The sequence below is a fragment of the Levyella massiliensis genome, from assembly GCF_000308275.2.
Lineage (GTDB): Bacteria > Bacillota > Clostridia > Tissierellales > Peptoniphilaceae > Murdochiella > Murdochiella massiliensis_A.
This window is the reverse complement of sequence record NZ_HG529491.1, coordinates 450,818-469,440: the sequence shown is the minus strand read 5'-3', so window position 1 is coordinate 469,440 and position 18,623 is coordinate 450,818. Positions and strand designations below refer to the sequence as shown.

The 18,623-nt window shown below is 51.3% G+C and carries 16 protein-coding genes; 10 read left to right on the top strand and 6 right to left on the bottom strand.

Annotated features, from left to right (window positions below; translation table 11 throughout):
* The 7 genes from BN98_RS08495 to BN98_RS07005 form a co-directional block, all read left to right on the top strand.
* The coding region (locus BN98_RS08495; protein WP_207636733.1) for a hypothetical protein at window positions 1-227 on the top strand (227 nt) is incomplete at its 5' end.
* Window positions 228-304: 77 nt separating this feature from the next.
* A complete protein-coding gene (locus BN98_RS07030; RefSeq protein ID WP_019190764.1) occupies window positions 305-718 on the top strand; it encodes a phage holin family protein in 414 nt (137 codons plus the stop codon).
* A 2-nt stretch (window positions 719-720) separates the two neighbouring features.
* On the top strand, window positions 721-1,644 hold the full coding sequence (locus BN98_RS07025; RefSeq protein WP_019190763.1) for a GH25 family lysozyme: 924 nt from the start codon (window positions 721-723) through the stop codon (window positions 1,642-1,644).
* A gap of 117 nt (window positions 1,645-1,761) precedes the next feature.
* Window positions 1,762-1,968, top strand: a complete 207-nt coding sequence (locus BN98_RS07020) for an SHOCT domain-containing protein (RefSeq protein WP_019190762.1) — start codon at window positions 1,762-1,764, stop codon at window positions 1,966-1,968.
* A 52-nt stretch (window positions 1,969-2,020) separates the two neighbouring features.
* Window positions 2,021-3,580 (top strand): recombinase family protein, encoded by a 1,560-nt coding sequence (locus BN98_RS07015; protein ID WP_019190761.1) that lies wholly within the window; start codon window positions 2,021-2,023, stop codon window positions 3,578-3,580.
* Window positions 3,581-3,584: 4 nt separating this feature from the next.
* Window positions 3,585-4,001: an integrase gene (locus tag BN98_RS07010; RefSeq protein ID WP_019190760.1), complete on the top strand. Its 417-nt coding sequence runs from the start codon at window positions 3,585-3,587 to the stop codon at window positions 3,999-4,001.
* A gap of 11 nt (window positions 4,002-4,012) precedes the next feature.
* Window positions 4,013-5,569, top strand: a complete 1,557-nt coding sequence (locus BN98_RS07005; protein WP_019190759.1) for a recombinase family protein — start codon at window positions 4,013-4,015, stop codon at window positions 5,567-5,569.
* Between the two features lie 51 nt (window positions 5,570-5,620).
* Here BN98_RS07005 and BN98_RS07000 read toward each other — a convergent pair whose 3' ends face one another.
* Together BN98_RS07000 and rlmD are read right to left on the bottom strand one after the other, a co-directional pair.
* Window positions 5,621-6,235 (bottom strand): helix-turn-helix domain-containing protein, encoded by a 615-nt coding sequence (locus BN98_RS07000; protein ID WP_019190758.1) that lies wholly within the window; start codon window positions 6,233-6,235, stop codon window positions 5,621-5,623.
* Between the two features lie 477 nt (window positions 6,236-6,712).
* Complete coding sequence (rlmD, locus tag BN98_RS06995) at window positions 6,713-8,164, bottom strand: 23S rRNA (uracil(1939)-C(5))-methyltransferase RlmD (protein ID WP_019190757.1); 1,452 nt, start codon at window positions 8,162-8,164, stop codon at window positions 6,713-6,715.
* Window positions 8,165-8,317: 153 nt separating this feature from the next.
* Between rlmD and BN98_RS06990 the strand changes: the two genes are divergently transcribed.
* Window positions 8,318-9,145 carry a G5 domain-containing protein gene (locus BN98_RS06990; RefSeq protein WP_019190756.1) on the top strand — a complete coding sequence of 276 codons (828 nt, stop codon included), beginning with the start codon at window positions 8,318-8,320 and terminating at the stop codon, window positions 9,143-9,145.
* A gap of 216 nt (window positions 9,146-9,361) precedes the next feature.
* Here BN98_RS06990 and BN98_RS06985 read toward each other — a convergent pair whose 3' ends face one another.
* The 4 genes from BN98_RS06985 to BN98_RS06970 all read right to left on the bottom strand — a co-directional run bounded on the left by BN98_RS06985 (window position 9,362) and on the right by BN98_RS06970 (window position 14,819).
* Window positions 9,362-11,287, bottom strand: a complete 1,926-nt coding sequence (locus BN98_RS06985; RefSeq protein ID WP_019190755.1) for a cell wall-binding repeat-containing protein — start codon at window positions 11,285-11,287, stop codon at window positions 9,362-9,364.
* Window positions 11,288-11,443: 156 nt separating this feature from the next.
* Window positions 11,444-12,688, bottom strand: coding sequence for an LPXTG cell wall anchor domain-containing protein (locus tag BN98_RS06980; protein ID WP_019190754.1), 1,245 nt, complete (start codon window positions 12,686-12,688; stop codon window positions 11,444-11,446).
* 272 nt (window positions 12,689-12,960) lie between these two features.
* Window positions 12,961-14,202 (bottom strand): S1C family serine protease, encoded by a 1,242-nt coding sequence (locus tag BN98_RS06975; protein WP_019190753.1) that lies wholly within the window; start codon window positions 14,200-14,202, stop codon window positions 12,961-12,963.
* Between the two features lie 74 nt (window positions 14,203-14,276).
* Window positions 14,277-14,819, bottom strand: a complete 543-nt coding sequence (locus BN98_RS06970) for a hypothetical protein (RefSeq protein ID WP_019190752.1) — start codon at window positions 14,817-14,819, stop codon at window positions 14,277-14,279.
* A gap of 267 nt (window positions 14,820-15,086) precedes the next feature.
* Between BN98_RS06970 and BN98_RS06965 the strand changes: the two genes are divergently transcribed.
* Window positions 15,087-16,715, top strand: coding sequence for a phosphoenolpyruvate carboxykinase (ATP) (locus BN98_RS06965; protein ID WP_019190751.1), 1,629 nt, complete (start codon window positions 15,087-15,089; stop codon window positions 16,713-16,715).
* Window positions 16,716-17,310: 595 nt separating this feature from the next.
* Window positions 17,311-18,360, top strand: coding sequence for a YihY/virulence factor BrkB family protein (locus tag BN98_RS06960; protein ID WP_019190750.1), 1,050 nt, complete (start codon window positions 17,311-17,313; stop codon window positions 18,358-18,360).
* Window positions 18,361-18,623: the final 263 nt, after the last annotated feature.

The following is an 18,623-nucleotide window of genomic DNA, read 5'->3' as shown; positions in this document are numbered from 1 at the left end:
AGGAATATAGTCGTCCTCTTATCATGCTTGAAACAGGCGCTCTTTGCCTGATGATAAATCCTAACCAATCATCTGCCACTGCAACCAATGCACCTGTTCTTAAGGAGTTTGAGAATCTGAATACCCAGGACACCCCGGTTTCAGATAGGCCACCTAAGCCGGACCCAAACGGAACATATACACTAACAGGAAGTATAATCTATCTCGCCACAGAAACTCAAGAATAAGCACCTATCCACTATTTGTTCGCATAAAGCCGTACTGACGGTTTTTTTTATGTTCAAAATCAAAGGAGGAATCTACTATGAAAGAATTCTGGACAACCATTCAACTTATTTTTGCCGGTATAGGAGGTTGGCTCGGTTTCTATCTTGGAGGCTTTGACGGACTGCTCTATGCTCTCATAGCCTTTGTAGCCACGGATTACATCACAGGAATCATGTGCGCTGTGGCGGATAAGAAACTCTCAAGCACCGTAGGATTTAAAGGCATCGCAAGGAAGGTGCTGATTTTCCTGCTTGTCGGTATCGGTCACATGATCGATATTGAAGTTGTAGGCACAGGCTCTGTGCTTCGCACGGCTGTCATCTTTTTCTATCTATCAAACGAAGGACTGTCGCTCTTTGAAAACGCTGCCCACTTGGGACTTCCGGTTCCGAAGAAACTTAAGGTAGTGCTGGCACAGCTTCATGACCGCGCAGAAAAGGAGGAAAAATAACTATGACTATAAAAGGAATTGATGTATCAACTTGGCAGGGATCGATTGATTTTAACCGTGTAAAACAAAGCGGGATCAACTTTGTCATTATTCGTGCAGGCTACGGCTCAGCACTTTCTCAAAAGGACAAGTGGTATGAGACGAACTACGCCCGCGCCAAAGCGGCAGGTCTTCACGTAGGAGCCTATTGGTACTCCTATGCGGGAAGCGCCGGAGAGGCACGCGAAGAAGCACGTGTCTGCAAACAGGTGCTCTCCGGCAAGCAGTTTGACTATCCCATCTACTTTGACATCGAGGAAAAGTCACAGCTTTCCCGTGGCAGGGCCTTCTGCGATTCGCTCATTCGCGCCTTCTGCAACGAGATGGAAGCGGGCGGTTATTACGCGGGCTTTTACACCTCGCTTTCGTCCGCGCTAAACAACGTCTCTTCTGACGTACGCAACCGCTACGCCTTCTGGATCGCACAGTGGAACAGTTACTGCACCTATCAGGGACAGTACGGTCTTTGGCAGTATTCCTCGAGCGGCTCGGTGCCGGGCATCGCAGGCAGATGCGATATGGATCTTGCCTATGTGGACTATCCCTCCATCATCAGGAAAGGCGGCTTTAACGGCTATGGCAAAGGCACAAGATCCGCCCCCGCAAGAAAGTCTGTCGATACGCTGGCCCATGAAGTCATCTCCGGTGCTTGGGGAAACGGAGAGGACAGAGTAAATCGTCTTACCAAAACAGGCTACGACTACGACGCGGTGCAGGCACGCGTAAATGAGCTTTTAGGCATAAAGCCGAAAAAGTCCATCGACACACTTGCCCGAGAGGTCATCCGCGGCGACTGGGGGAACGGCGCTGATAGAAAGAAGCGTCTTGCTAAAGCCGGATACGACTATAGGGCCATACAGAAGAGAGTAAATGAGCTTTTGAAATAAAATAACCAGCTTCATTTTTGACCCGTGGGTATCTTCGGATTCTCACGGGTCTTTTTTATTTTTTTCTCCGCTCAAAACACTCTCCCATCTCCAGTGGAAACTGGAGGTGGATATGTTATGACAGACGAAATCGAAAATATTCAATCTAAATATTTCACAAAGGAACGGATTCAGAGCAATCTGGACTATTTCCGGGCGCAAACAATCGCAAAGAATATGCTCAATGACAGCCTCATTTCTATGGAGGAATTCAACAAATTAACCGCCATCAATCGAGAAACTTTCTCTCCCTTGTTCTCGGAAATAATGCCAGAAATACCTTGATATGTAGTCGCTTTAGAGTGATGTATAGACGTACGGAAAGGAGGGACTTCCCTTGAAAAAAGTAACGAAAATCGCGGAAACAGCGAGCTCGAAGGTCAAGCTCAAAAAGGTCAGGGTAGCCGCCTACTGCCGCGTCTCTACGGATTCCGATGCACAGCTTGAAAGTCTTGAGGCACAGAAAACCCACTACGAAAATTACATCACAGCCCGTGATGATTGGGAGTTTGCTGGCCTCTACTACGACGAGGGCATCACCGGCACCAAGAAGGATAAGCGCCCGGAGCTTTTACGGCTCATCGACGACTGCAAGGCCGGGAAGATCGATTTCATTGTCACGAAGTCCATCAGCCGCTTCAGCAGAAACACAACGGACTGCCTGTCACTGGTGAGAGAGCTGCTTGCCCAGCACATCCCGATTTATTTCGAGAAGGAAAACATCAACACCGGCTCAATGGAGAGCGAGCTTTTTCTGGCAATCCTTTCAAGCATGGCCGAAGGCGAGTCAGTTTCCATCTCGGAGAACAGCAAGTGGTCGATCCAGAAGCGTTTTGAAAATGGAACCTTCAAGTGCAGCTACCCGCCCTACGGTTACGAATGGGACGGTGAGCAGATGATTATCAATCCGGAGCAAGCGGCTGTAATAAAAGAAATCTTCGCAGACCTGCTCTCCGGCAAAGGCACCCACGCCATCGCTGACAACCTGAACCGACGCAGCGTTCCTTCCAAGCGTGGCGGACGCTGGACTGCCACTACCATTCGCGGGATGCTTTCAAACGAGAAGTATGTCGGCGACTGCCTTTTCCAAAAGACTTACTCGGATTCACAGTTCGTCCGGCACAACAACCACGGCGAACAGGCGCAGTACATGGTCAAGGATCATCACGAGCCAATCATCAGCCGGGAGGACTTTGAAACAGTACACGCTCTTATCAGCCAGCGGGCAAACGAAAAAGGCATAGCAAAAGGCTCTGATAAATACCAAAACCGCTACGCCTTCTCTGGCAGGATCATCTGCGGCGAGTGCGGCGACACCTTCAAGCGCCGGATTTACAGCTGCACCGGGTACAAATATACCGCATGGTGCTGCAACACCCACATCGAGGACAAGAGCAAGTGCCACATGCTGTTTGTGAAGGACGAGGCCTTAAAACAGGCTTTTACCACGATGGTGAACAAGCTCATCTTCTCTCATCGACAAATCCTGAAGCCCTATCTGGAGGCCATAAAGAAAACCTCGGCAGACGATTCCTTGCATCGCATTCAGCAGGTACAGACCTTGCTGGCGCAGAACACCGAAAAACGCGAGACGCTGACAAGGCTCCTGACGCAGGGCATCATCGACCCGGTGCTCTACAATCAGGAAACAAACGCGCTGCTCTCACAGGCGGACAGTTTTCGGGATGAGATTGAAGCCCTGGAGAATGAAGTCTCCGGCGATGTGACGAAGGTCACCGAAACCACAGCGCTGATCCACTTTTGTCAAAAGAGCGCCATGCTGCAGGAGTTTGACGAGGACTTATTCGAGAGATTCGTAAAGCGCATCATCGTTCATTCCAGAGACGATATCCGCTTCGAGCTCAAATGCGGTCTGATACTCAGGGAAAGGACGTGAGGACATGGGACATACACCTTATGGATACAGAATCGAAAACGGCTGCGCGGTCATTGACGAAGAAGCCGCAGCGAAGATCAGAAGGCTCTACGAGAATTACTTCGCCGGGATGTCGCAGTCAAAGGCCGCTATCGAGGCAGGCATCGAAACCTACCACAGCTCGGCAAAGCGCCTGATGCAAAATAGGCATTACCTCGGCGATGATTTTTACCCGCCCATCATCGATCAGGAGACCTTCGACAAGGCAGAAGCCATTCGTCTGGAACGTGCCGGTAAGCTCGGCCGGCTGAACCGGGTGAAAAAAGCAAAGCCTCTCACGGTGCCGACACACTTTCGGTTTGCAGAGGCAGAGGAACACTATGACAATCCGAGGCTACAGGCAGAATACCTCTACAGCCTCATTGAAAGCGAGGCGATCTAATGGGAAGCGTTATGGTCATCCCGGCCAAACGGCAGGTCGGGAACACAGTAAAACAATCCGAACAGAAAAAGCTCCGGGTGGCAGCCTACTGCCGTGTCAGCACGGATTCTGAAGAACAGGAAACCAGCTACGAGGCGCAGGTCACACATTACACGGAGTACATCCAGAAAAATCCGGAATGGGAGCTGGCGGGCATATTCGCGGACGACGGCATCTCCGGTACCAATACCAAAAAGCGTGACGAGTTCAACCGCATGATTGACGAATGCATGGCCGGGAACATCGACATGATCATCACCAAGTCCATCAGCCGATTTGCCCGAAACACTCTCGACTGCCTGCAGTACATCCGACAGCTCAAGGACAAGAATATCCCGGTCTATTTTGAAAAGGAGTCCATAAACACGCTGGATGCTAAGGGCGAGGTGCTCCTTACGATTATGGCGAGCCTTGCCCAGCAGGAAAGCCAGTCCATGAGCGAGAATATAAAGCTGGGACTTCAGTACCGCTTCCAGCAGGGAAAGGTACACATCAATCACAATCGTTTTCTCGGCTACACCAAGGATGCGGACGGTCACCTGATCATCGATCCGGAGCAGGCTGAAATCGTAAAACGCATCTACCGGGAATACCTCGAAGGCTCCAGCATGGACAAAATTGCCGCCGGACTTATGGCAGACGGAATCCTCACCGGCGCGGGCAAGGAAAAGTGGCACACCAGCACCATCAACAAGATTCTCCGCAACGAGAAGTACATGGGCGATGCCCTGCTTCAAAAGACCTACACCACGGACTTCCTGACGAAAAAGCGTATCAAGAACAACGGCATCGTGCCGCAGTACTACGTCGAGGACGACCACGAAGCAATCATTCCAAAGGAGCTGTTCATGCAGGTGCAGGCCGAGCTTGTCCGCAGGCGAGTCGTCCACACGAGCCCTTCCGGGAAAAAGCGCACATTCTCCTGCAATCACTGCTTTGCACAGATGGTTTTCTGCGGCGACTGTGGCGAGTTTTACCGGCGCGTCCACTGGAACAACCACGGCTGCAAATCCATCGTCTGGCGCTGCATCAGCCGCTTGGAAATCACCCACGCAGAAGTGCCCTGTGAGAACCGAACGGTCAACGAGCTCCTGCTGCAAGAGGTCACGGTCAAGGCCATCAATCGGATTCTGACGGAACGTGGCACCTTTCTGAAGCAGCTGCAGGCGAACATCGCCAAGGCCGTGGTCAGCGCCGACACCCTCTCACCGAACGGCATTCAGGCAAGACTGGAAGGGCTGCAAAAAGAGCTCATCAAGAAGGCCAACAACAAGCAGGACTACGATGCCATCGCCGATGAGATTTTCCGGCTCCGGGAACAGAAGGAAAAGTCCGAGGTCGATAGCCACAACCGGGAAGAAGCCATGAACCGGATCAAAGAGCTGCAGGACTTCATCGCTAAACAGAAAACTGACATCACGGAGTTTGATGAGGCTCTTGTCAAAAAGCTCATCGAGAAAATTACGGTCTATGCCGACCACTTCACCGTGGAATTCAAGTCCGGCCTCACAATCGAAATCGAAGCGTAAAAAGACTCCTCGCCACTGAACCGAATCAGTAGTGAGGAGCCTTGGTCTGTCTTAATCTTCTTTTGTTAGAACTTTTTTCTGCCAGCTGCGCTTTCCGCATTCAGGGCATTTCATGTATCTCGTCCGCCCCATGTGCATGGCAAGGTTTGTCTGCCAGTATGTAGGAACATATCTGTGGTGGCAATTCTGGCATTCATAGTATCCAGCCTTTTGCTCGATCCCCACAGCGATAAAAGCGACCGTAAACATCATTACGAGAGCAAATACGATAAGTGCGATTCGCAGCCAGACCGGCATCTCTATAAATGAAGCCACAAACACCATGACCAGTCCGGCAATGACGGCAGGAATCGCAATCAAGTATTCCGTCCGAAGCATCTGCCTGTTCTTTTCTTCAACCTCTCGTCTCATCGCCAGCAGGTTTTCTTCTGCCCGTTTGTCATATACTTCTGCCATAATTCTTTCGCCCGACAGGAGTTCGTTGACGTTGATTTTCAGAAGCTCGCACAGCTCCAGCATAATCCCGGAATCCGGCATGGACTTTCCAGTCTCCCATTTTGATATTGCCCGGTCACTGATTCCGAGCTTCTCGGCAAGGACTGCCTGAGTCATGCCCTGTTCCTTCCTGCAGGATGCCATGAATTTTCCAATTTTGATTTGATCCATATCGGGCACCTCCTTTCATGACTCAAGCATAGTCGGAATTGATGTGAATTTACACGAACCGGCAGTTGATTTTTGCCCACTCTACCACTGGTTGAGTCCAGTAAAATGCGCTTCTCACCTCCACTGATGGCAATGTAGGAGTCTTGGTCTGTCTTAAAAAATAAGGGATATGTTCCCGTGTAGCGCAGGCCTGATGAGCCCGATCACAATACTTTTATCTGATTTGCATTTAGCTTCTTTTGTCTCTCCAAGTTATATCTCTCCAAAGTTCAAAAAATTTCTGACATCTATCTCGAACACTCAACTACCCTGACATCTAATCCACTAACTCCACTTATTGACATCTATCTCGGCAACTCCACTCTCACATTTTTCCGACCGTGCCGCCGTAGATAAGTTCTCTCAGAGCGTTCACCGTCTCCACCTGCTCGAAGCTGCCGGAAGCCGAAAAGTGCCTGAAATCAAGGGCTTTCGAGCCTATTTTCCTTCGACCCTTGACATCAATACCACCGTCTCCACATGTTTCGTTCGCGGAAACTGGTCAAAAGCCGTTATTTTCTCGATGCGGTAGCCGCCGTCGCGAAAGAGCGCCAGGTCGTGGACCTGGGTGGTGGGATTGCAGGAGATGTAGACGATGCGTTCGGGTTGGGCGGCAAGGAGGTGCTGAATGGCTTTGGGGTGAATGCCCTGGCGCGGAGGGTCGAGGAAGACGACGTCGGGGCGTTCGCCGATGTCGGCAAGACGGGTCAGTTCGGCCAGGACGTCGGCAGCAATGAATTTGGCATTGGCCAGGTGATTACGCACGCAGGCTTCTTTTGCCTTCTCGACGGCTTCTTCGACAATTTCAACACCGATGACGCGCTGCGCATGGGCAGCGGCAATCTGGGCGAGGGTGCCTGTGCCCGAATAGAGGTCGTAGACCGTTTTTCCGCTGATGTCGCCGGCAAATTCCAGGGCCTTGGCATAGAGGTTCTTGGCGCCGGGGACGTTGGGCTGAAAGAAGGAAAAGGGCCCCACATGGAAGGTGAGCTCAAAAAGTTTTTCCTCCAAATAGGCGCGACCGGCCAGAAGGTCGAGTGCATCCGCTTGAACCACATCGGCAGGGCTGTCATTGATGGTATGAAAGACACTCACAAGGCGCATGGAGAGAGGCAGAGCGCGCAGGCAGGACAAGAAGGCCTCCGTATCCGCCTGCGTCCAAGAATGGGCCGACGTGGTGACCAAATTGACCATAATTTCATCTGTCGTAAGCGATGCACGGAGCACGAGATGGCGCAGGTAGCCCGTTTTTTTCGAGCGATGATAAAACGTCCATTGCTGCTGTTGGCAAAAGTGCTCCACGGCCTTGCGCAGGGTATTGAAATCCGGCGGCACGATATTGCAGCAGGTCGTCGGTAAAATGTCGTAGAAATGACGCGGGCGATGCAGGCCGAGGGTCAGAGGGCCGCCGGGCGTGAGATCACCGAAGGCATATTCCATCTTGTCGCGATAGCCTTCGATCAGAGGTGAGCGATGCAAAGAAATATCTTCCGAAAAGCCGGCATTGCTGTAAAGCGCACGCATCTGCTGACTCTTTAACATCAATTCCGCCTCATAAGAAAGAGTCTGGTAATTGCAGCCGCCGCAAACGCCCGCATGCGGACACTTCGGGCGTCGCTCCATGGCGGAAGGCGCTAAAAGCTCCAAAGGATCCACTTCCTTCACGCCCTTATGGGAACGCTTCACACGGCATCGCCAGACTTGCCCCGGCAGCCCGCCCTTCATGCGCATGGGCGCCATGGCTTCACGGCTGGCGTGATCCACCGGCAGCTCCAGCAGTTCCCCCACCGGATCCGGCGGCAAGGGCGCCAGCACCACACCGGTGGCTAAATTTGGATACGCCAGATGCTCCAACCGCACATCGACAATGGGATGTTTCTTCTTCGTCATAATCGGACCCTTTCTATTGCTAAGCTACTATTGATTATAGCGAAAATTGCCCCTTTCGCCCATCGACAGTGGAGGTAGAAAGCAATGGCCAATTCGTGTATACTTATTTCGTAGCGACTCCTGTAACGGAGCCCTGAAGAGAGAGAGGAAAGTATGAAACAAAAAAAATTATTCCTCGCTTTGGCGCTAAGCAGTATGTTATTAACCGCTTGCAGCGGAAAGCCTGGTTTTGAGCTTGTCGATGTGAGCAGTGAAGACAGCAGCACCGAGGTTGAAGAAACGAAACAAGTGACGGAGAAGGTGGAACAGGAATTCCCGATTACGACGGAAGTCGACAGTTCCCTGTCTCCCGGCGAATATAAGATTGTACAAAAGGGCGAACGTGGGGAAAGCAATATCACCTACGAAATTTCCATGCGCGAAGGTCAAGAAGTTTCACGCAAAGCCATGTCCGAAGAAGTGCTCAAAAAGCCCGTGGCAGCCATTGTGAAGATTGCTCCCACGCAGGATTTTAGCGATGTCGGCGCGCGCGAAATCATTGCGTATTCCGAGCCGAAGTCCGACAAATACGCGGAACCGCCCCGTATCAATAATACCCGGACGGATCACGACTTAGTAAAGCGCATTCTGGCAGATCCCGCAGCCCTGGAGAAGGATGGCGATGAACAAGAAGCATCGTCCGATGCGTCATCGCAGCAGTCCTCCAAAGTCAAGGACATTCGCATTGTCCCGGCCGGTCCCGAGGACAAGCCGGCGCAATCTTCCAAGACCGGGAAGCCTTCCAAGCCCTCGAAACCTTCTAAACCCAACAGTTCTTCCCACACGGAACAATCCTCGAAGGCCCATTCGCAATCCAGCGCTCCTGCGCATTCCGAAGCGCCCCACACCGAAGAACCCGCCGAAGAGCCCCTGATCATTCCCGACACGGAGCAACCGACACCGCCCCAAGCCTCGAATTACATTCCGAGCATCCTGGATTAAATCCTATGTATCTAAGAGCCGCCCCAACCGGGGCGGTTTTTATGTGCCGTAGTTCGCTTTTCTCCTAGCGTGTAACTATTCTCCTGCTATACAATCCCTCGTCTGCCGCGTAACCCTTCGTCTGCCGCGTAACCCTTCGTCTGCTACGCAACCCTTCTTCTATCGCACAAAAAAAGAAGGGGCGTGCGCCCCTTCTTTCTTATTCTTTTTCTCCCCTTACTTGCGATACAGATGAGAGAGATCCTTCAGTTTGAAGTTAGGAGTATACTGAGGACCTTGTTGACCATAAACGGCATCCCAATAGAAATGACCATCTTCAGCCTCAAAGACACCAATGCCAATATTTGTAAATTTTTCATTAGTTACAGTATGACGATGAGGTGCATGATCCATCAAACTATTGATGAATTCTTCAGCGGTTTGCATCGAAGCCACTGACTCTCCCATATAGGTATACATGCCAGTTTTATCAAACTCACGCTTATAGTTATCTCCATTCGGACGAATATGAGTCATAAGTCCGGTAGCTTCGCGGGCACGCGCCTCAGCCAGCTTTTGCAACACAGGATCCATTTTTACTTCGGACACTCCATGTTTTCTTCGCTCAGCATTTAAAAGTGTTAAAACTTCACTTGCTTTCTCTGCATGATATTTACCATTCATAATACGGCGATATTGAGTGCCGCTACTTGCATTATTCAATGCACCACCCATATAAAAGCTCCATACGCCGTTATATTTTGCTAAACCGATCGAATCAATGGTCGCTGATCCGCCGCTTTGCAGAAACACGCGATTTAAGTTTTGCATCAAGTTCGGATTCATCCCAAAAACGCCTGTGACACGATAATATTCATCCCCAGACCAATACTGTCCACCTTCGGGCAGTTTTTTGGTTAACTGGGCTGTCATTAAACGATAAGCTGCTTCTATACTTAAATTAGGATCATATTTAAGGGGGCTAAGGCCAGCGTCTTTACGCAGCCGATTCAGCGCCGTTACGAATTGTTCGGCTCCCTCTGTGGACATATCCTGCTTTAACGTTTTTAATGCCTTCTGGACGTCTTTAGGCAATTTACTGATATCTACTACAGTATTCGGTCCTTTTATGTCCGAAATATCCGTTTCTTCGGGGTTTAAGATATTTTTGACCGTGTCCAGAACGCTCGGTGCAATCGTGTTGACACCGCCCATGACATAGAGCTTGCTGAGCTTGCTATTGTCTTTCATGGCATCCAATACGGCCGTTGAAATCACATGCTTCTGTGTCAAAAGGATCGGGGCGTTGAGCTTCTGTGCCGCTGAACTTGCGGAAAGCGCATCAGAGAAGACTTGGCCGCTAGCCAGGAACGCGTACTGCGCATTGCCAAAGTTCTTTTTAGCCAAAGAAGCGCTTACTTCATAACGATCGGCCCCGCCGATACGGTTCGGATACGTACCCGCAGAATAAGCAATCTCTTGTTCCATCGCAGCCGGTACATAGCGTTTGCCACCGATGATTTCCGTCTGTACTTTTGAAACCGAGTTCAAATAGTTTTTAGCACTCTGGGAAAGTGTGTTTCCGACCAATAATACGGTGGCTTTTTCCTTTTGCGCATACGGAGCCGCAATCAAAGCATCGGAATAGACCTGTCCGGTCGTAATCATCACCTTCTGCGGCGCCTTACGGAATTGCGCCGAATTTACACTGACTTCATAGCGATCTTTTCCGCCAACACGAACCGGTGTTTTTCCGATAATGTTCTTTACTTCTCCGGCAACTGCTTCGGATACGGAGTTCTTTCCGCCCATGATATACACCTCTGAGGGCTTCAGTTCCCGTAAGGCTTTTGCGGTCGCTTCCGGCATAGACGCCTTATGCGTATAGAGGATGGGGTATTGGCCTTGCGAAATATTCGTGGAGCTGATAGCATCCGCAAACGCTAAATCGTTAACGAGAATCACGCGATGCGCTTTAGTCGGCTTCGTAAAGAAGGTATCACTGACTTTCTTGGCCACATCCTCGCGGCGAGCGCCGGATAATCGGGTAACGGTAAACTTTTCTGCCGCCGCATTGGCCGTTGTGGCAAACATGCCGGTAAATGCTAACGCTCCGGCGAGCAGCAGAGACAGGGCTACCGATTGTATCCTTTTCTGTTTCATGAGGACTCCTTTCTGAGTCAAAGTAATGTAAACGGTTTGAATCAAGCGCAATCGATGGAAGAAAAAAGGAGGAGATTCCGAAGAACCTCCTCCGACGAGGTCACCATATTGGGTAAACCCCTTCATTCACACCAATAGCAGTGCGTTTTGACTCAATTACTTGCGTTTCTTGGAAGCAACGTATGCGCCTGCAGCCAATACAGCGGTTCCGGCATAAGCAAGAACGGCAATGTCACCGGTCTTCGGAGCTTTGTTGCTCTTCTTGGTGGCTTTCTTGTTGTCCTTCTTGTTGTCTTTCTTGTCGGTTGCCGGTTTGTCTTCCTTGCCCGGAACGACCGGAGCCGGTTTGTCTTCAGAAGTACCCGGTTTCTCTTCGTTTGGCTTGGATTCATCCGGTTTTTTGCTCTCTTCTTCCTGAGAAGATTCTGCCGGAGCTACCGAACCTTCATCCGCCAAAACATCATGATACTGTTTCAGCAAATCTTCAGAAAGATTCAGTTTCTTCAGAGTGCTTTCAGTGATGTACCAATCGTCAGCTTGCAGTTTAACTAAGAAATAGGTCAAGAAATCTTCTTTAGCCAGTTTTACCAAGGCAGGATTGGTTTCGTTCTTAATCGTCTTCTCAGTAAAGTAACCCTGTAGTTCTTTAATACGATTCAGATTGTCCTCTTCAGTTGCCAAGACATGCTTTTTGACAATCATATCTTTCCATGCTTGGGTCCACTTCTCTTGCGTTTCCTGAGCCCACTTTTCAGCATCATCATATTTAGCTTGTGCGATGTCCTTCTTAGTAGTAAGCGCTTTCAATGAAAGTTTGGCATTATCGATATCCTCTACCAATTTTTCATCTCTATCTTGGAACGGCTTAATTTTTACTAAGAAGTAGTCTAACTGCTCTTGTAATGCTGCAGCACCAGCTGCATCGTGAGTGTTCTTCGCATAAATGATGGCATCTCTGTATGCTTTTTCATTTCTTAACGGATTGGCTTTATTGAACTTCTTGGAATACTCCATCTCACTGTGGTCTTTTGCATTTCGAACATCCAATTGCAATGCAGAAAGCGCATCGATCTTGTCTTTTACCTCATCAATGGCGTCCTGTGCGTTTTTCAGATCAGCAGCTCTTTTAGCTTTCCACTGGCGAGCAGATTCATCTTCCTTCTTTGTTTCTGCTTCATATTTTACAGCCTTGTCATAATTGCTCTGTGCTTCTTCGACTGTGTTGGCCTGAGCCTCAACAATTTTTCCATAAGCTTCCGAAGTCTTTTTTGCAGTCAACTCTTCAAGTTTAATAGTTTCCGCATTCTTCGTTTCCTTCGCTTCCTCAGCAAATGCCGGGGTAACTGCACCCAGTGCCAGTGCACCGGCCAGTGCTAAAGCAACAATACGTTTTGTTTTCATAGTAATCCTCCGTAATGATTTCAACCTGCTTTACATATCAACTGCTATGGTTGTGCATGTAATCAGTGAAGCTTCCTCGGAAACTTCTTGATTTACAAGCTGATAATACCAATTTGAGTGAGTGTTGTCAACGCCTGAAGCACCCAATCGGGCAAATTATTACAAAAAAGTAACTATTTTTTGGCATAATTTGCCTTTGGGGCAACGTTTCCGTGTTTTTTCATCGGTTTTCGAAGAAAAAGGGGAATTTGCCCCCGTTCCCGTGCAAGAATTTAGCGCGAGCGGGTGGTTTCCGGCGTAAAATCGGTAAATGTCATCTTCCCGGTCTTCTTCTGCTGCCCGTGGTAGTAGGTGACGGTGACCGTATCGCCCTTCTTATACTTAAGAAGGAGGGTTTTTAAGGTATTCATGGATTCCACGGTCTCGTCGTTAATGGCCGTAATAATGTCATAGGGGGCAATGCCCATGGCGGCGGCGGGAGAACCGGCTACGACATCACGCACGACAACACCGCTGTCCGTGGGGAGACCTTCGACGCCGCTGGCCGCTACCAGCTTCGTGTTTGCGCCGTTGATGCCCATATAGAGGGGCGTATAGTTGCCTTCCGCCACGATCTTCTCCACGATGGGCTTGGCCGTAGAGACCGGAATGGCAAAGCCGATGCCATCCGCCGATTCCGGCTTGGCAGTATTGATACCAATGAGCTGGCCCTTGGCGTTTAGGAGCGCGCCGCCGGAGTTGCCACCATTGATGGCGGCGTCGGTCTGAATCAGGCCGTCCATAATGTTGCCGTCCTGCAGGGTAATGGAACGATTAAGGCCGGAAATGTAGCCGGAGGTCAGTGTGGATTGCAAATCCAGGCCCAGCGGGTTCCCGATGGCAATGGCCTTATCGCCCACCTTTACGTCGGCCGCATTGCCAAACTCGATCGTTGGTAGATTTTTCTTTTCGACCTTGAGCACGGCCAAGTCCAGCGTGGCATCGGCCCACAGCACCTTGGCTTCTTGTTCTTCCCCCGTGGAGAGGCGCACGCGGACGGTGCGGGCGTTGCCGCCGTTAACGACATGGGCATTGGTCAGGATATAGCCGTCGGGAGAAACGATAACGCCCGACCCGACGGATTCGGAATATTGGGGAGTGCCGTAAAGAAACGGATTGCGGCTTACGTTCTTGGAGACGGTCGTGATGCCCACAATGGCCGGGATGGCCTTGGCCGCAATGGCATTTTCAACGGTTCTTTCCCCTTCCTTCAGCGATATCTGTACCTTTTGTGTGCCGTTTTGTGTGCCGGTGGCTGTGTTTGTATATTGCGCGGGCAGGGGTACATTCCCCGATGCCACAAGGGCTGCTCCGCCGCCGGCACCGAGCAAGGCTCCCGCCAGCACAAGGGCTAAGCCGCGCGCCAGACCACCCTTCGGACGATAGTTGCGCGCAATTTCCTCACGCACAATGCGGCGCGTCGCCGCGTCTTCGTTCTGTTGTGTAAAGTTTTCATAGCTATCTTGGTCTGTCATGCTGTTCCCCTTTCCTTCTTTCATGGTGCCCTAAGCCTATCCGACGGCTTTGAAGGAAATATGTTACACAAAATTCACATATCCCGTGTGAGGCGGGTCAAGTAGCGAATCATGCGGCGACGCAATTGTTTCAAATCGCTCAGGGCGCGGTTCATTTCTTCTTGATACGCGAGTAGCGTTCGGCGCATCCGACGCGGATTGTCCGCTTGTCCCGGGAGCGGTTGGGGTGCAACCTTGAGCGGTTCCATGGCGGCTACCTCGTCGCGGAATGCCGTGTGGTTATGCACGAGGCTTAAAAACCTTTCCATAGTAGTTGCCGTCTGCAACAGTCTTTTGCGCAACAGATGCTGCTGTCCCGCTTCCGTCAGCGGATGCAGGGTGGAGAGGACAGGCTCCTCCCGCTCTTCCAAGCGCTGCCGCACACGACGAATCCCTGTCTCCAATGTAGCAATAAGCTGATCCGCTTCTTCAATCCGCTTCCACACCCACATCGGTTCCGTCTCTATGCTTTTACAAAACCGTTCATAATCCCGCACCCGCTCTCTTTCCTTGCGGCGATTGGGAAAGCGTCGCTGTACCTTGTCAAAGGCACGCAGCGGCTTTTGATCTCCATACATAATGCCTCCTTTCCTTTCCTTACTATGTGTACCCCATTCCGTCACGGACAAATTGCTCTTCCGCCCCCCCTGCGGAAATCCTTTTTCCATTGAGATTCCTCGCGCCTTGCGTTACTATATTATCAATGGTAATACGTCAGTTTGCCCCGCTTCGGGGCCGTACCGTAGAGAAGTGTCCCGCACTTCGGGCTTCTAGGATGCGGGCAACCGCATGGAACCTTGCCCCGCCAAGGCCACGCCTTGTCGACGGCATAGAAAGAGAACGCTATGTCCACAAAAACGAAATTTTCTCGTGAGGAATTAGGTCCCTCTCTGTCAGCGATGAGCGCTTTGCGCACCATCGTGGAAACGCCTTTCTATGGCAATAATGTCGTAGAGGTGAAAACGTTGGCGGAAGCCTATGAGATGGCCAAGAACTCCACCGGCACCGTCGTGACGGATCTTCCCATCGAGCAGCCGGAAAAGCTGGGCCTCCCCGCCGATGCCAAAGTTTTATTGTTCAACGATGGCGCCGTCACCGGCCGTACCGCTGCCGCGCGTCGCATCGTCGGTGATGAAGGCGTGGATTCGAACACCTTGAATCGCCGCGTGATGGAAGCGGTCTATGACACGCGCTGGGGCACGATGTATCACGCCCAGGTCTTTGTAGGTCTGGATACGGATTTCATGGTGCGCGCCCACCTCTTAATCCCCGAAGGAGAAGAAAACATCCTTTATAACTGGATGCTGAATTTCCAGCCCTGCACTCCCGAATACGAAGAACTCTATGCTAAATCCAAGCCCATCGATGGCGAGGGAGACATCTACGTTTTCTCGGATCCGCAATGGTCGCATGAAGAGCACCCGCTGGGTCTCACCTACTTCGATTCCCAGCACAACTGCGCTGCTCTCCTGGGCATGAGATACTTTGGCGAACATAAAAAAGGTACGCTGACGCTGGCATGGTCCATTGCCAACCGTCACAACTACGCCTGCTGCCACGGCGGTTGCAAGACCTTTAATCCGGACGGCGATTCCCCATTCACGCTGGCGGTCTTTGGTCTTTCGGGTTCGGGCAAATCCACCCTCACCCACGCCAAACACGACGGCAAATACGACATTCGCGTTCTGCATGACGATGCCTTCATCATCTCCACGAAGGACTTCAGCTCTGTGGCGCTCGAGCCGTCCTACTTTGATAAGACGGCGGACTATCCTGCTTCATCGCCGGATAACAAGTATCTCTTGACCGTTCAAAACTGCGGTGTCACCTTGGATGAAAATGGTAAGAAGATCATCGTCTCCGAAGATATCCGCAACGGCAACGGCCGCGCGGTGAAATCCCGCCTCTGGTCCCCGAACCGTGTGGACGTCCTGCATCAGCCGATGAGCGCCGTCGCATGGATCATGAAGGATCCGGTTCTGCCGCCGCTGGTACGCGTGCATGACCCGAAGATTGCTGCCCTTATGGGCGCCACTCTTTCCACGAAGCGCACCAGCGCCGAACGTCTGGCCAAAGGCGTTGACCCCAACAAACTGGTCATCGAACCCTACGCCAACCCGTTCCGCACCTATCCTTTGAACGACGACTACCGTAAGTTCCTGGCCCTCTTTGAGCAGGGCATTGATGGCTATATCCTGAACACCGGCTTCTTCCTGGATCAAAAAGTGCCCAAGGAAGTTACCATTGCTGCCATCGAAAGTCTCGTGGACGGCACCACGGAGTGGAAGCCTTTGAAAGCCATGAAGGGCATGGAATATGCCGTGATCCCGGGCTTCGAAGTTCCCGATGACGCCGACTATCGCCAAGGCGTCCATCACAGCCTCGAGAACCGCACCAACTTCCTAAAAGAGCAGAAGGGCTTCAACCGCCTGCCGGACGACGCCATTGCTCTGCTGCTGGATCTGGAGAAGTAAAAGCGCCGGCGATTGCTCGCAAGCGAGCGCGGCCTACAATTTGAATTAGGAAACGCCCCGCAAGGATCCCTTGCGGGGCGTTTTTACCATTAAGGAACGACGTCTGCGGCGTCTTAGTCACTACGGCGGCTAGGTAAAAAGCGTATATAGAAAAATACCTAGTCTCCATGGAGCACCTATGCGCAATTTCCGACTAGGTAAAAAGCGTATATGGAAAAATACCTAGTCGCCGTGCGGTGCCCGTGCGCAATTTTCGGCTAGGTAAAAAGCGAATTTGGAAAAATACCTAGTCGACACGCTGCATCCGTACGCGATTTTCGGCTAGGTAAAAACGGTATTTGAAAAAATACCTAGTCGCTGTGGGGCATTCATGCGCAATTTTCGACTAGGTAAAAAGCGTATTTGGAAAAATACCTAGTCGCTACGCTGCATCCGTGCGCAATTTTCGGCTAGGTAAAAAGCGAATTTGGAAAAATACCTAGTCGACACGCTTTGTTGCGCCGCACGAACCAGGCAAACAAATGCCGATCCTTGGGTATCTATAAAGAAAATATGGGAAATCGCCGCGGCGATGGCCATAACTGCAGGAGGAGCAATGATGCAAAGAGAGGATCAACAATTGGAGAAAACGCCTACGGCAAAGGTTCCGCGCGTCGCCGCGCGCCCTGCCTCGCGTGAAGATGCCTCCCGCCCCCCGCGAGGCAATAGCTCCCGCACTCAGCATGGCAATGCCACCCGCGCGCCGCTGCAGCAGCGATTCCTCGGTTTTCTGTTTGGCTTTTTGCATCGGATGCGCAACCAAGATCTGCTCTATCGCGCCTCATCGCTATCCTACGACCTTTTGATGGCAAGCATTCCGCTCCTGCTACTCTTTGTGATGCTTGCATCGCTATTCTTTGCCCATCCCACCAATTCCGTCTACAGCCTTCTGCGCCTGTTGCCAGACGCCATCGCAAAAATCCTCGCCGAAGTTCTGGCGGTTCTCACGCAAAATGTCAATCCCGGCACCATCGGGTTTGGCTTGCTCTCCGCCATTTGGCTGGGCTCCAACGGCTTTAACAAGCTCATCTTGGACGTCAATACATCGCTCGGTTTCCGTCTGCGCGGCAAAAGCCTCATGCGTCGCTCCTTTGCAATGGTCTATACGGTGCTCTTTCTGACGGCCATTTTGCTTCTGCTCGTCCTCTTCGTCTTTTATCGCGGCTTAATGGGCGTCGCCGACAAAGCGATTCACGAGTTTGGCATTCGTGAGTTGGATGTGCTTGTCCGCCTCCTGCGTTCCTTCCTGGGCCGCGCGCTCCCCCTCTGCTTCTTCCTCTTTACGCTAGTGCTCTTCTATCGCACCGCTCCCTTGGTCAGTCATGGCAACATCACCTGGCGAGAATCCGCTTACGGCGGCATCGTCGCCGGCATCGGCATTCTGCTTTTGACCGGGATTTACGGCTACGTCCTCGACCACGTCTCCCGCCTTTCCCTCTACTTCGGCTCCCTAGCTGGTATTCTTGGTCTTTTTGTCTGGCTCAAATACACCTGCCTCATTCTCATCATCGGCGCTGAAACCATTGCGGTAGCTCGTTTGCGGAAGGCGAAGGCTAAAGGCATGGCGATGGAAAAAGGCGGAGCGAAAAAGGGAAAGGCGCGTTAGACACGGCAACTGGCGATAGCGGAGCAGGCAAGGCACCGCACGGCGACTAGGTATTTTCCCATATTCGCTTTTTACCTAGTCCGAAATCACACACGGGCGCCGCGCAGCGACTAGGTATTTTTCCATATACCGTTTTTACCTAGTCGAAAATCGCACACGGGCGCCGCACGGCGACTAGGTATTTTCCCATATTCGATTTTTACCTAGTCCAAAATCACACACGGGCGCCGCACGGCGACTAGGTATTTTCCCATATTCGATTT